The 12,591-nt window shown below is 55.2% G+C and carries 13 protein-coding genes, 2 tRNA genes and 1 other RNA gene; 9 read left to right on the forward strand and 7 right to left on the reverse strand.

The window, feature by feature from the left end; genetic code table 11:
* Positions 1-87: 87 nt before the first annotated feature.
* From ffs to A3L08_RS00715, 5 genes are all read left to right on the forward strand, one after another.
* An RNA gene (ffs, locus tag A3L08_RS00695) (signal recognition particle sRNA) lies at positions 88-401 on the forward strand.
* Positions 402-476: 75 nt separating this feature from the next.
* On the forward strand, positions 477-1,382 hold the full coding sequence (locus A3L08_RS00700) for a dihydroorotate dehydrogenase (protein WP_088853218.1): 906 nt from the start codon (positions 477-479) through the stop codon (positions 1,380-1,382).
* Between the two features lie 155 nt (positions 1,383-1,537).
* Positions 1,538-2,257 carry a 7-cyano-7-deazaguanine synthase QueC gene (gene queC / locus A3L08_RS00705; RefSeq protein ID WP_088854849.1) on the forward strand — a complete coding sequence of 240 codons (720 nt, stop codon included), beginning with the start codon at positions 1,538-1,540 and terminating at the stop codon, positions 2,255-2,257.
* Positions 2,258-2,321: 64 nt separating this feature from the next.
* A tRNA-Phe gene (locus A3L08_RS00710) sits at positions 2,322-2,398 on the forward strand.
* Between the two features lie 12 nt (positions 2,399-2,410).
* Positions 2,411-2,488, forward strand: a tRNA-Gly gene (locus A3L08_RS00715).
* Positions 2,489-2,517: 29 nt separating this feature from the next.
* On the opposite strand, the gene A3L08_RS00720 is transcribed toward A3L08_RS00715, so the two are convergent.
* Complete coding sequence (locus A3L08_RS00720; RefSeq protein ID WP_088853219.1) at positions 2,518-3,195, reverse strand: nucleotidyltransferase domain-containing protein; 678 nt, start codon at positions 3,193-3,195, stop codon at positions 2,518-2,520.
* On the reverse strand, positions 3,192-4,247 hold the full coding sequence (gene bpsA, locus A3L08_RS00725) for a N(4)-bis(aminopropyl)spermidine synthase (protein ID WP_088853220.1): 1,056 nt from the start codon (positions 4,245-4,247) through the stop codon (positions 3,192-3,194). Before bpsA ends, A3L08_RS00720 begins: the two co-directional genes overlap by 4 nt.
* 107 nt (positions 4,248-4,354) lie before the next feature.
* Between bpsA and A3L08_RS00730 the strand changes: the two genes are divergently transcribed.
* The 3 genes from A3L08_RS00730 (at position 4,355) to A3L08_RS00740 (ending at position 6,018) form a co-directional block, all read left to right on the forward strand.
* Positions 4,355-5,095: an ATPase gene (locus A3L08_RS00730; protein WP_088853221.1), complete on the forward strand. Its 741-nt coding sequence runs from the start codon at positions 4,355-4,357 to the stop codon at positions 5,093-5,095.
* A gap of 62 nt (positions 5,096-5,157) precedes the next feature.
* Positions 5,158-5,694, forward strand: coding sequence for a metal-sulfur cluster assembly factor (locus A3L08_RS00735; protein ID WP_088853222.1), 537 nt, complete (start codon positions 5,158-5,160; stop codon positions 5,692-5,694).
* 132 nt (positions 5,695-5,826) lie between these two features.
* Positions 5,827-6,018 (forward strand): ferredoxin, encoded by a 192-nt coding sequence (locus tag A3L08_RS00740; RefSeq protein WP_088853223.1) that lies wholly within the window; start codon positions 5,827-5,829, stop codon positions 6,016-6,018.
* A 117-nt stretch (positions 6,019-6,135) separates the two neighbouring features.
* Here the strand turns inward: A3L08_RS00740 and A3L08_RS00745 are convergent, their stop codons facing one another.
* From A3L08_RS00745 to A3L08_RS00755, 3 genes are read right to left on the reverse strand one after another with little or no spacing between them, the layout of a single operon-like run.
* Entirely contained in the window at positions 6,136-7,308 is a 1,173-nt protein-coding gene (locus A3L08_RS00745; RefSeq protein WP_088853224.1) for a nicotinate phosphoribosyltransferase, read from the reverse strand.
* 47 nt (positions 7,309-7,355) lie between these two features.
* Positions 7,356-8,255, reverse strand: a complete 900-nt coding sequence (locus tag A3L08_RS00750; protein ID WP_088853225.1) for an MBL fold metallo-hydrolase — start codon at positions 8,253-8,255, stop codon at positions 7,356-7,358.
* On the reverse strand, positions 8,256-9,602 hold the full coding sequence (locus A3L08_RS00755; protein WP_157721565.1) for a hypothetical protein: 1,347 nt from the start codon (positions 9,600-9,602) through the stop codon (positions 8,256-8,258). It abuts the gene before it with no gap.
* A 112-nt stretch (positions 9,603-9,714) separates the two neighbouring features.
* Between A3L08_RS00755 and A3L08_RS00760 the strand changes: the two genes are divergently transcribed.
* On the forward strand, positions 9,715-10,179 hold the full coding sequence (locus A3L08_RS00760) for a hypothetical protein (RefSeq protein ID WP_088853227.1): 465 nt from the start codon (positions 9,715-9,717) through the stop codon (positions 10,177-10,179).
* 32 nt (positions 10,180-10,211) lie between these two features.
* Here the strand turns inward: A3L08_RS00760 and gltA are convergent, their stop codons facing one another.
* Both gltA and A3L08_RS00770 read right to left on the reverse strand, forming a co-directional pair.
* Positions 10,212-11,660 carry an NADPH-dependent glutamate synthase gene (gltA, locus tag A3L08_RS00765; protein ID WP_088853228.1) on the reverse strand — a complete coding sequence of 483 codons (1,449 nt, stop codon included), beginning with the start codon at positions 11,658-11,660 and terminating at the stop codon, positions 10,212-10,214.
* On the reverse strand, positions 11,661-12,509 hold the full coding sequence (locus tag A3L08_RS00770) for a sulfide/dihydroorotate dehydrogenase-like FAD/NAD-binding protein (RefSeq protein ID WP_088853229.1): 849 nt from the start codon (positions 12,507-12,509) through the stop codon (positions 11,661-11,663).
* Between the last annotated feature and the right edge of the window lie 82 nt (positions 12,510-12,591).

A 12,591-nucleotide genomic window follows, 5' to 3' on the forward strand; every position in this document is an offset into this window, starting at 1 on the left:
ATGAAAATTTTTCAATATAAAGGTGGACAACCTTTGGTTCTCGACCTACCAAAGCTTTATATATCCGGCCCAGATAACTACTCTCGGCGGCGGGCTAGGCCGGGGGGTTCGGCGTCCCCTGTAACCGGAAACCGTCGATATGCCGGGGCCGAAGCCCGGGGGGCGGTTCCCAAATCCAGCGGCAGAAGTCGGGGCATAACGGTGATCCCTCGTCCCGGGGGGCCGGCGGTGGAGGAGGCGGAGCTGGAGGGCTCCGCTAACCTCCTTTGCCCGCCGAACCCCGCCAGGCCCGGAAGGGAGCAACGGTAGGCGGGACGTGCGGCGCTCCCGGGGTAGCGGGGGTGAGCGAGCCCCGGTGGAAGCCGCTGGAGGAGGGTTCCCACCCCCGGGCGCGCCCGCCGCCACTAAAAATACTTCTCCAAAATCCTAGGCAAAAACTTAATAGTCCGGCGCTCTTTTGATGTTGAGGTGTCAAAATGGCGAGCCTTGAGGTCGAGCTTTTCGGGATAAGGTTCGAGAACCCCCTCATCCTCGCATCGGGAATAAACGACAAGGTGCCTGAGCAGTGGATAAGGGCCCACGAGGAAGGAGCGGGTGGAGTTGTAACGAAATCAATCGGAATCGAGCCGAGGAAGGGCTACGATAACCCGACGATAGTGGAGCTCCCCTACGGCCTTATAAACGCGATGGGACTGCCAAACCCGGGCTGGAGGGGCTTCCTTGAGATGGTGGATGGCTATACCTTTGATTTCCCGCTCATCGTTTCCATCTTCGGCGGAACACCTGAGGAGTTCGCCTTCCTCGCCGAAAAGCTGAGTGAAGTGGCCGATGCCTTTGAGCTCAACCTCAGCTGTCCCCATGCTAAAGGCTACGGCATGGAAATTGGCCAGAAAACGGAGAACGTCTACGAAGTTGTTAAAGCCGTCAAGGACGCCACCGATAAGCCAGTTATAGCGAAGCTCACACCAAACACCGACGATATAACGAAACTCGGACTGGCTGCCGAAAAAGCGGGAGCGGATGCCGTCTCTGCCATAAACACGCTGAAGGCGATAGCGATTGACATCTATGCGAGGAGGCCCATCCTCAGCAACAGGGTTGGAGGTTATTCCGGGCCGGGAGTTAAGCCTGTTGCCCTAAGGGCCGTCTACGACCTCGCGAGAACCCTCGACATCCCGGTCATCGGGATTGGGGGCATAACGACATGGCAAGATGCAGTCGAGTTTTTACTTGCGGGGGCCTCAGCACTTCAGATAGGCACTGCCCTTTCCCTCCGCGGCTGGAAGGTCTTCCGGGAGATAAGCGAGGGGATTGAGAGATACCTTGAGGGGGAGGGCTTTTCGAGCGTGGAGGAGATAGTGGGGTTGGCTCTGGAGAAATAAGTATGAAGAAGTGGAAAACGTTCTCACTGAGCAGAGATTTGACTCCTGAGGAAATAGAAAAAGCCACGGAGGAAGCCCTCAACGAGGCCATGAGTGACATCGAACTTCCGGAAAACTTTAAGCCATCACAATTAAACTTGAGCTGGGTGAGAAAAATGAAGCGCGCCGTTGTTCTGTTTTCCGGCGGGCTGGACTCAACGGCCTGCCTTTACTGGGCCAAGAAGAACTACGATGAGGTAATAATGCTCACGGTCAACTACGGCAGCAACGAGGAGAAAGTGACGAACAGAGTAGCGGAGTTCTTCTCAAAAGAACTGGGAGTCCCGCTGAAGATTGCGAGGCTGGACTTCCTTGAGGAGTTCTCAAAACTGAGGGGCACTACGCTCGTAGGCGGGGAGACGCCTAAAGTTACCGCTCAGGAGCTTGAAGACATGAGCGTTGCTCAGGAAACAGCCAAGAGCGTCTGGGTTCCAGCGAGAAACGTTGTGCTAATATCGGTCGCGGCGTCGCTTTTGGATGCACTCGGCGGCGGGGACATCATAGTGGGCTTCAATGCCGAGGAAGGAGCCACCTTTCCGGACAATACTCCGGAGTTCGCGGAGAGGATGAACGAGATGCTCCGCTACGGCACGATGGCGGAAGTAAGGGTCGTTGCCCCGCTCATAAACCTCGACAAGAAGGGCATAGCGAAGCTTTTGAAAGAGTTAAACGCGAAGTACGAGTACTCCAACTCCTGCTACATGCCGAAGGGCTTCACGGAGGACGGAAAGCCGATACACTGCGGCGAGTGCGAGAGCTGTGTGAGGAGACACCGCGGGCTCATTGAAGGTATCGGAGAGGACAGGACCGTTTACGCGGTCGAGCCCGAGATTTGATGTCCGGCTCTGGTAACTCACCGCAAGATTTATAAATCCGCTTCAGCCTTTTATCTTTGGGCGTGGGGCGGTAGCTCAGCCTGGGAGAGCGCCGGACTGAAGATCCGGGTGTCGGGGGTTCAAATCCCCCTCGCCCCACCACTTTCTTGCAATGCGGTGGTAGTCTAGCCTGGTCTAGGACACCGGCCTTCCAAGCCGGTGACCCGGGTTCAAATCCCGGCCACCGCACCACAACTTCAGGTTCTGGGATTCTCCAGGAATTATCGGAGGTTATCTTGGAGCCCTTTCAGTTCCCTGACCCTGGAGACTATAAACTCCCTCAAAAACTCCCCATTGAACTCCATTTTTCTTCCCGCTAAGTACGAGTGGTAGATTTCAACCGCTTCCTCGTCCCCAATCTCTTCGAGCTTCCTCAAAACGTCGTCCTTTTTGAGGCTTGAGCCGTGCAGAAAAGCCATCAGCCGAGCAGTTTCGCCGGCCAGGATGTGGAGCATCTTTGGATTTCCCGAGAAGCGTTCAAGATTCTTCAGAATGCCCTCCAGCCTCCCGGGGAGTATTTCCTTAACCCGGTATTCGGGCAGGAGCTCGACTATGTCCTCGCCGGTAACCACGATGTGATTCTCCCTGAAATCCGCCTGGTAAACCGTCAGGAACTTGTAGGGGTAGCCGAGACGGAGGGGGTCGCGGAGGTTGGAGAGCCACTCCCAAGCGATGTCAACCTCGACGGGTTTGAGAGGTTTAGTACACTCCTCAAGAACCGGCCTTATTCTTGAGAGCACTTCCTCTGGTTCGATACCGTCCTCAAGAACCGCAAAGAAGTCAACATCGCTCGTCCCGGGAAGGTAATCTCCCCTCACAAGGGAGCCGTAGAGAATTAAGGAGTAGAGGCCGGGAACCCGGCCGAGGTTTCGCCCGATGCAGTCTACAACCTCAATCATGTAGTTGACGCTTCCTCGTCGTTGTAGAGCTCGTCGCCGACGGTAATCCTGTCCTCGAAGCCCTTTGAGCCTTCAAGCGTCTGGATTCTGAACATGTAGCTCTTGTACCAGTTGTAGGACGGCTTGACCTTCACTGGAAGGAGCTTCCATGCCCTCGTCTCCTCCTCGTAGCCCCAGTTGACGTACTCGTTGAAGTTCCTGATGATGTCAGTTATGACAACGCCGAACTCGTTGAGGAGAATCCTCTGTATGTCTCTCCACTTGTCGAGGGAGCTTTCCCTTCTCGTTATGCCGAAATAGCCGGCGCAACCAGGCCCCTTGAGGGTGGCTATTCCCCTCCCAACGAAGGAGCGGATGGCGTGGACCGTCTCAGGTGGATCTGTGATGAACGTGTCGAACTTGTGGAGCGCGTAGTCTGGTAAGGGCTCACGGAGGTCGAATGTGAACATCTCGATGTTGGAATAGCCAAGCTCATCTGCCGTCTTCTCAATGAACTTGACAAGCCTCTCGTCGATGTCGAGGACGGCTATCCTCTTCGGCAGGCCCGAGAGCATGAGAGCGATGCTTGTCAGATCGTCGTCTCCCAAAACGAACACTTCTTTGTTCTCGAGGTCACCACGGGTGTGCATGAGGGCTATTCTTGCAACGGTGGTCTCTGGAGTAACGTAGGCCTGGTCGAAGTCGTGCTTTGGCTGTGGGCGGTCCTTCACTATCTCCTTGAACTGCTCCAGGAGGTCGCTGAATGCTGAAAGTTCAACGGTCTTCCCCTGGCAGTGGGAGCAGGTGTAATCTCTCCTCGTGCCGATTCCGTACTTCTCCACCAGCCTCTTCCCGCTCTCCGTGAGGACAACATTGGGATCATCGAAGGTTATGTACCCCATCTCGTGGAGGGCAGTAATGACGGCAACGACGAGCGGGAGGGGCTCCTCGCTGAGGTCAACTATGCGCCAGACGTCGCCGCTCGCCTGTATCGCGCTCAGAACGTTCTCGATAGTTCTCTCATAAACAGGAATGCTGGTCTTCTCCTTAACCCTCTCGACTATTTCCCTCATGGCAAGCACCTCCAGAAAGATTTTAGTCTGTGGATGGGGTTAGGAGGGCCCTCTTTTAAGGTTTTCCCAGAGGCAAACTTAATAAGCAGACCCGCGATCGACCTTCGATGATAAAACCGGTGAGAGACGATTTCGTCAAGGGGTATCGGTTACAGTACAACCTTGAGGCCCTTGAGAGGGTTAGGGGAGAAATCGGCGAAGAAGCCTATTCCCGCCTGAAAGCCTTGATAGAATACCGCCTTTACAGGAAGGACTTCGACCGCTCTCCAACGGGAGTAAAAATAGCCCTTGCTTTCTCTGCCGGCTCTGACAGCACAGCCTCGCTGAAAATCCTCCGCTGGGCCGGCTTTGACGTGGTTCCAGTTACCGCAAAACTCCCCCAAATGAACGAGCATGTAATAGAGAAGGCCAGGCGGGAGGGGGCGGTTCTCGTAGAAGTTCCCAACTACCTCGAAGTGATAACCTCCCAGATGGAAAAAGGCGCCCCGATATGCGGGAGATGCCACTCTATGGTCATGAAGGCCGTTGAGGACTACGCACAGAGGAAAGGAATAAAAATCCTCGCCTCTGGCGACCTTCTGAGCTCCGGTCTAATCTCAATCTACCGCTCCGGAGAACTTGTAACCCTCAACCTTCCGGCATTTCTCACCCTCGACAAGGCCGAGATAATCGAGCTCATCGGGGGGAAGTATGATCTCAGGTTCGGCTGCCCGCTCTTGAGAGAGGCCTTCAGAAGAGCCCCATCGGTGAAGCGCTTCGCCATACAGCGTGTTCTGAGGGAGCTGAGGGCCAGGGCAATAACGCCAGAAATAGCGGAAAAACTCATACTCGACATTCTGTCTCCCTAAATACCCACTTCTGACCCAAAAGGTTTAAATCTGTCTTTCCCAACTCCCGCCAGGTGGTGATTATGGTTACGAAGGAAGATGTTGAGAGGGTCGTTAAGAGTATAGTTGACGAGAAGTTCGTCAAATCCATCGAGGTGGACGATAAGGGTAACGTCACCGTAACCCTAGCGAGGGATACACCGGATATAGACAACGTCCTCATAAAGCTCCACTCCGAGATCGGGAAGCTCAAAGGCGTCGGTTTGATAACCATAAACCGCGAGCGCGAGGAGAAACCCGGTGAAGACGAGAACGTTCAGCTCACGAAGGAACTGATCCTTGAGAAGCTCAAAGAGGTTATTGACCCCGAAATTGGAATTGACGTCGTCAACCTCGGCCTCATCTACGAGCTCGAGATAAGGCCCGATAACACCGTTTACGTTAAGATGACGATGACGACTCCAGGCTGTCCGCTCACGATGTGGATTCTAAGGGCCGTCGAGGACAAGATACTCGAGATCCCCGGTGTTAAGGACGCCGAGATAGAGCTCACCTTCGACCCGCCCTGGAGCCCTGATATGGTGAGCGAGGAATACAAGAAGAGGCTGGGACTCTACTGACCCGTTCTGCCGTTCTAGGTACATCAAAGTCCAGCTTCCCCCCTTTTTCCACGAATTTTGCCCCTACGTGCCCTTTTCCCTCGACGAAAAGTTTATATTCGTCTGGGTTCATGTAAATCCGGTGATGTTGCCATGGCGTGGAAGGTTACGGTTGACCAGGACACCTGCATTGGAGATGCCATCTGTGCTAGCCTCTGCCCGGACGTCTTTGAGATGGGCGACGACGGAAAGGCCCACCCGATAGTTGAGACCACCGACCTCGACTGCGCCCAGGAGGCCGCCGAGGCCTGCCCGGTCGGCGCTATAACCCTCGAAGAGGCCTGAAGCCTCTTCTTTTTCCTTCTCATTGACAACGTGAATTTCTAAAATGCTTGTGCTGTACTTCCCAGTATTTCAACTCTGCTTTTGGGTTTGATAAGAAACGGAAAGGCAGAAAAGAAATCAATCGAGCGCCAGGTTGAACTTCTTGGCCTGTTCCAGGACGTACTCCCTTATCTCCCTCGCCTTCGGAAGTTCAGCGACTATCTCGCCGTTCTCTATGAGTGGCTTCAGGAGCGGCTCGACTTTTGCCCCACAGACTGGACAGTGCTCAAGCTTTTTATCTGCCGGAACGCGGTGGTAGTGGCCATTCTCACAGCGGTAAATCTGCTTCCTTCCGCTGAGCTTTCCGCGCTTAGTTATAGGCCTGCCCTCGACCTCCACTATGTCGAGTGAGAAGTCTATCGGCTTGGCGCTCGCTATTGAGCCACCGACACCGAAGGCGTCGGCAACGTCAACTATCTCCCTTATGCTGTCCTCGTTCAGGCCACCGGAGACGAAGATTTTGACCCAGTCGTAGCCCCTCAGGTCGAGCTCCCAGCGGACCTCCTCGATTATTCTCCTGAAGTTACCCCTCCTTGAGCCGGGCGTGTCCAGCCTTACCGCGTTGAGCCTCTCGCCAAGGGCTTCCGCTGCCATCAGCGCCTCGAACTTCTCGTCATAGAACGTGTCCACTAAAGCCGTCCTCGGAACCTCGGGGGGCATTACCTCGTCGTAGTACTTCCATGCCTTCACCTGGTCACCGACCGTTATGATGAGGGCGTGGGGCATGGTTCCAACGGGCTTTTCGCCGATCATCTCGGCTCCAAGAACGCCAGAGACGCCGTCGCATCCCCCTATAAATGCCGAGCGGTCTATCATCGGGGCTATTGCAGGATGCATGTGCCTTATCCCAAAGGAATAGACGGGCTTGAAGTTTGCCGCTATCTTGACCCTCAATGCCGCGGTGGCTATTCCGCTCGCCTGGCTGAGCATTCCGAGTAGGGCCGTCTCGTATATTCCAAACTCCTCGTAATAGCCCTCTATCTGAAGAACCGGCTCGTAGGGGTGGAAGATTGTGCCCTCAGGCATGGCGTAGACGTTGACAGGAAGGCCTTCAAGGAGCTTTGCGACCTCTTCAATTCCGGCCAAGACCCCCCACTTCCAGCCGTTTGGAAGGCTCGTCGTGCTCACGTCCGCGAAGACCTTCTTATGGATGCCCTTTTCCTCGAGGATTTTCTTCGTCCTGATGAAGTAAACGTCCGTCGTTTTTCCCGCCCGGATATCGTCTTCGTGGGCTATGTAGAACTCGCGCATTTTCACCACCGTTCTAAAGTTATGTAAAAAAAGTTTAAGGCTTTTCCTCAGAGGGAAAACGGGAGTTCGGTTTCTTCTCCCCTTTCCCTCTTGTGAAGCTCCCTCCGGTAAGCCTCAAGCGGTCTGTCCTCGACCTTGAGGTAGCCCGCGAAGGTCTTCGGTTTTTTCTCCAGCCCATCGAAGAACTCCGGGTAGCGTTTGTCCCTTACGATGTGGTGGTCGAGGATTATCTCCGCGTCCGTCTCTCGGATTATCTCGTTGAGGTTTTTGATCCCAGTCTCCCAGCTACCCTCAGCGCGCTTTCCGAGATATGTCGGTGGACCGCCAGTTATGAGCAGGTCGGGGTTCTTCTCGACTATCCACTCGACCGCTTCCCTATTCAACAGCTGTATATCGCTGGCGTGGATTACACTCTTGGAACCATCGTCAATGAGAACCATCACCACGAAACCGAGCTTTGAGCCTTCGCTTCCGTGGGGAACGGCAGGAGAGAACTCAAGCCTAACCCCGCCGAGGTCGAAGGTTCTCCCGTCGGAGAACTCGATTTTCTTCGCTATTGGTTCCGCGTTCTTGAGAAATGCCCATGCCCTCTTCCTCTGGCTGAAGTTGATGTTCTCCCGCGGGTGCTTGATGAAGAGGAGCTTTCCGGCGTAGATTTCCCTTGCGTATTCCTCACTTGAGCTCTCGTAAAGGCCCTCAAAGAAGGGCGTGTGGTGGTCGTAGTGGTAGTGGGAGATTGTTACCACATCCGCTCTCCTCGCATAACCCTGGAGTTTCCTCCTCATCTGCTGAAGGGTTTCCAGTTCTATCTTCGTTGGGGGAAGACCGTAGCGCTTCGGCCCGAGGGCCACTCCGGGATCGATGAGAATTTTTAAGCCAGAGGCTTCGACGAAAGTGGCTAGGCTTCTCACGCCGAGGCTCTCAGCCGCCAGGGGTATCAAGCGCATTTATCCACCCCCGTAGAGCACTATCCTGACACCGTTACCACCCATGTAAGACCTTACCGTAACCTGCCACGGATATATCTCGTAGTAATCGCTCTTAAGGCTCACCAGCAACGTCAGCCTCTCCGGCTTCCCCTTGAGGAGGGCGTACTTGTAGGCCGGGAAGTTGCCGATGTGGGTCACCCTCTTCCAGCCCGCCAGAGTGGCCCCTCCGGTGTCGTAGAGCACCACCCAGCTGTTGTCCGCCGCCACGAGCTCAACCGTGGACGACAGGTTGAGGGGCTCGAAGGTTACCCTCAAGAAGTCGCCCTTCACAGTGGCGTTGAGCAGTCTAGCGCCCCCGTTCCCAATTGGCTCGAAGCGCAGGGTGTACTGTTTTTCATAATTGGCGTATCTTAATCTAATTTTTTCGATTTTCTTCATTGCAAGTTCCGTGTTAATCTCGAAGGAGGAGGTTGAGTATTGAGGAACCCTAACGAACTCGGGAAGACGGTAAAGGGTTACCGAGTAGTGGTTCTGGAGATGACCTCCTTTCATAGCGTAGACGCTCAGGGCCTCCTCTATGGATGAGAATTGATTGGCAATGGCTACACCAGCAGGGAACCATCCAAAGAGGTACTCGTTCTTGCCTATCTCAATGACCTTGAACCGGGAGCTCTCGTAGGGCGACTCAAGGTATTGGGTGGCGAACCAGTCGTAAAGCTCCCAGCGGCCGGCCTGGGGGTAGTGAACGGCTAGGAAGGCGTGGCCAACCCCCACAGGAGGGAGGGAACTAACGAAGAAGTATTCCGCGGTGACGTTGAACCTCTCATTCACAGCTAAGATAAGGGCGTAGTCCACGAGGGCCCAGTCGCTACACACTCCCCCGTGCTCTATTGTGTATGAGGGGAGGTCAACCCTTCCGTCGTGGACGTAGTGAACCTTCTGGAGGAGGAGAGAATAGGCGGTCCCCCTGACGAGCTGGGGTGTTACTTCGTAGCCTGAGGTCTGTATGCGCTCGATGCTCTCATTTATTATCTCGCCCACATAGGCTCTTACCTCTGGGCTGTGCACATCCTCCCACAGGGCCTCTCCGTCAAAGCGAACGTAGGGGGGTCGCTCTCTTTCGTCGTCGCCTCCAAAGGAGTGCCATCCGAACTCAACGCTAACGTTGTCCCCGTGCTCCCTCCGATACTCGATGACTTTTATCGGAGCTGTGAGGACGCCCTTGATACCCCCATCGGGCTTCACTCCGGGAATCATTCTGAGGGCTACGTTGCCCACCACGATGAAGAGCACCAGCAGGAGTGCGGTCAGCTTTAACACCCCTCCAACTGGAGACCTCGCCATCCCAAGCCCTCCCGTGTCCATTAGTTGTATCCCGAAAGTCTTTTTAAGCGATGCTGGCGATGTGGGGTTGACCGATGATGAGTGTCATCCCTCCTGAACGGATGAGGAGATTATCCCCACCTGAGGTGATTCAATGCTCGGGTTCCTCAAGCGGAAGAAGAAGGAAACCTACGGGCCGCTCGTCTACCTGAGTGAGCCCACCATACTCTATCACACCCACACGGAAAGGGCCATCCTCGAGCTCCTCGAGGAGAAGCTGGGGTCGAACAACTTCGTTGTCCCCTCCGACTACGGCCTCAAGACGACCGACCACCTTATCCCTGAGGCCGAGATATTCGTCGCGATAGCCGTTATCGGCAAGTTTACCTCCCTCGTTGCCCGCGAGATAAAGATCGCCCAGGAGCACGGGAAGAAGATATACACCCTCGATGTGGCGAGAAAGGGTGATGAAATACTCTACATCTTTGAGGAGGGTATTCCCGAGCACATCGAGTGGCTCACCCCGGAGGAGACCCAGAAGCTTTACGCGGCGTTCCGCGGGGAGGACTTCTCCGGCTTCATGAAGTTCTTCTTCGGGGACAGAAAAAGGCAGTGGTAACTGTAAATCAAAGAGGAAAAAGGAAACCTGAGTCAGGCGTTTGCCTTTCTCTTCTTCTCTATGTAATCACATATTGCCTTCGCGGCCCTCTTTCCGTCTCCCATGGCAAGGATGACGGTTGCTTCACCCCTTATAGCGTCGCCACCCGCGAAAACTCCAGGAATGCTAGTCATGAGGTTCTCGTCAACGACGAGCGTCCCGTCGGGGTTGACCTTCAGTCCGGTCGCCTCCTCACTGATTATCCTGTTCGGCTCGAGGCCTATTGCTATTATGACGGTGTCCGCCTCAAGCGTGACGTACTCGCCGGTGCCGACGATCTTCCTCTTGCCCTTTTTGTCGCGCTCCTCGAGTGGCTTCATTTTCTCGAACTTGACTGCTTTCACTCTTCCGTTCTCGTCGCCGATGAACTCCACCGGGTTGAGGAAGAACTCGAACTTCACGCCCTCCTCTTCCGCATGCTGGATTTCCTCAATACGGGCCGTCATGTCCTCCCTTCCGCGGCGGTAGGCGATGGTAACCTCGCTCCCGAGCCTCAGCGCGGAGCGGGCCGCGTCCATGGCGGTGTTTCCGGCCCCTATGACTATCGTCTTCTTCCCTACGGCTATTGGCTCATCGTACTCGGGGAATTTGTAGGCCTTCATGAGGTTAACGCGCGTGAGGAACTCGTTGGCGCTGTAGATCCTGTCGAGAAGTATTCCCGGGATGTTGAGGAGCTTGGGCGTTCCGGCACCGGTTCCAATGAAGACCGCGTCGTACTCCTCGAGGAGCTCCTCGAGCGTTACAGTTTTCCCGACGACGTGGTCGAGCTTTATTTCCACACCCAGCTCACGGAGCTTGGCTATCTCCTTGTCGAGTATCTCCTTGGGAAGCCTGAACTCGGGGATGCCGTATATGAGGACTCCACCCGGCTTGTGAAGGGCCTCGTAAATCGTTACGTCGTAGCCGAGCTTCGCCAGCTCACCGGCGCAGGTGAGTCCAGCCGGACCGGCGCCGACGACGGCAACCTTACCCTTCCCGCACACCGAGGGCCTCATCTCCGCAAGGAGCTCATCCTCTATGCTGTGCTTCCTCGCGTAGTCAGCAACGAAGCGCTCAAGCTTGCCGATGTTTATCGGGTCACCAACTTTGCCCATGACACAGTTCATCTCACACTGCTCTTCCTGCGGGCAGACCCTGCCAGTAACGGCAGGAAGAGTGTTGTCGCCCCAGATTACCCTGAGGGCTTCCTTAACGGCCTTGTTCGGGTCGTCGCGGTGCTCAACAAGCTTGCCTATGAAGCCGGGAATGTTGATGTGAACCGGACAGCCCTTGATACAGGGAGCATATTCGACCGGGCACTGGAGGCATCTTTCAGCTTCCTTCACCGCTGACGCGAAGTCGTAGCCGAGGTTGACCTCGACGAAGCTCTTAACGCGCTCCTCAACCGGTCTTTCAGGCGTTGGAACGCGCTCCTTGATGAGCTTGGGCCTCTTCCTCACCATTCAGATCACCCCCTTCTCCCTGAGCTTCTGAAGATACCTCTCCCTGGCCAGGTTCTGCTGTTCGACGAAGCGGGCGTCCCTCTTTATCACGTCGTCCCAGTCCACCTTATGAGCGTCGAACATCGGGCCGTCCCTGCAGGCGAACTTTATCTGGCCGTCGTAGAGTATCCTGCACGAGCCGCACATGCCGGTTCCGTCGACCATTATCTGCCTGACGGTAACGATGGTCGGGATTCCGTAGGGCCTCGTCAGCTCTGCAAGCTTCTTGAGGGAGCCGAGCTTTCCGCCGGCGAATACGATGTCCACCTTGTCCTTCTCTATGAGCTCCTTGAGGACGTCGAGGTAGTGGCCCTTTATGCCGACACTGCCGTCGTCGGTGGTGAGGTAGTGCTCGTCGGCGACGGGCTTCGCGAGGAACTTCTCGGGGTAGACGTTGTCCTTGTTCTCGAAGCTCTGTATGGCTATGGTGTAGTTGCCCGCTTCCTTCATCGCCTTCAGAGTTGCGTAGCTCTCCGCCTGGGCACAGACGGCATCCGAGGCGAAGACGACGTTGCCGTAGTACTTCACCTCAATCGGCTTGCCGAGGGGCCCGGCAACGCTGAGGAGCTCGTCTCCCACCTGCTTCTCGTACCAGAGCTTGAAGGTCGTGACCCCGTGGCGCCTTATGAACATGCCTATCTTTCCGTCCTCGGCGTAGTAGACGGACATCGGAACTCTTTCGCCCTTCTCGTCAACAATCAAAACGACGAACTGGCCTGGTTTCCAGGAACGGGCCACGTGGGGTGCCTCAACCTCCATGAAAAAGTCGATGGCGCTCAGGTTTTCCTTCTTTGTTATCTTATATCCCATGGTGCATCACCCTGTGCACGTGAACAATCTTGTTCACCATGAGTTTTGAACTTAAGGTTTATATGGGTTTTTTAAACCAAAG

Source organism: Thermococcus pacificus, assembly GCF_002214485.1.
Classification (GTDB): Archaea; Methanobacteriota_B; Thermococci; order Thermococcales; family Thermococcaceae; genus Thermococcus; species Thermococcus pacificus.

What these genes read in the sequence shown, in the direction of transcription:
- A3L08_RS00700 (WP_088853218.1), top strand. Translation starts at nt 477, where the DNA reads ATGGCGAGCCTTGAGGTCGAGCTTTTCGGGATAAGGTTCGAGAACCCC.
- queC (WP_088854849.1), top strand. Translation starts at nt 1,538, where the DNA reads ATGAAGCGCGCCGTTGTTCTGTTTTCCGGCGGGCTGGACTCAACGGCC.
- A3L08_RS00720 (WP_088853219.1), bottom strand. Translation starts at nt 3,195, where the DNA reads ATGATTGAGGTTGTAGACTGCATCGGGCGAAACCTCGGCCGGGTTCCC.
- bpsA (WP_088853220.1), bottom strand. Translation starts at nt 4,247, where the DNA reads ATGAGGGAAATAGTCGAGAGGGTTAAGGAGAAGACCAGCATTCCTGTT.
- A3L08_RS00730 (WP_088853221.1), top strand. Translation starts at nt 4,355, where the DNA reads ATGATAAAACCGGTGAGAGACGATTTCGTCAAGGGGTATCGGTTACAG.
- A3L08_RS00735 (WP_088853222.1), top strand. Translation starts at nt 5,158, where the DNA reads ATGGTTACGAAGGAAGATGTTGAGAGGGTCGTTAAGAGTATAGTTGAC.
- A3L08_RS00740 (WP_088853223.1), top strand. Translation starts at nt 5,827, where the DNA reads ATGGCGTGGAAGGTTACGGTTGACCAGGACACCTGCATTGGAGATGCC.
- A3L08_RS00745 (WP_088853224.1), bottom strand. Translation starts at nt 7,308, where the DNA reads ATGCGCGAGTTCTACATAGCCCACGAAGACGATATCCGGGCGGGAAAA.
- A3L08_RS00750 (WP_088853225.1), bottom strand. Translation starts at nt 8,255, where the DNA reads ATGCGCTTGATACCCCTGGCGGCTGAGAGCCTCGGCGTGAGAAGCCTA.
- A3L08_RS00755 (WP_157721565.1), bottom strand. Translation starts at nt 9,602, where the DNA reads ATGGACACGGGAGGGCTTGGGATGGCGAGGTCTCCAGTTGGAGGGGTG.
- A3L08_RS00760 (WP_088853227.1), top strand. Translation starts at nt 9,715, where the DNA reads ATGCTCGGGTTCCTCAAGCGGAAGAAGAAGGAAACCTACGGGCCGCTC.
- gltA (WP_088853228.1), bottom strand. Translation starts at nt 11,660, where the DNA reads ATGGTGAGGAAGAGGCCCAAGCTCATCAAGGAGCGCGTTCCAACGCCT.
- A3L08_RS00770 (WP_088853229.1), bottom strand. Translation starts at nt 12,509, where the DNA reads ATGGGATATAAGATAACAAAGAAGGAAAACCTGAGCGCCATCGACTTT.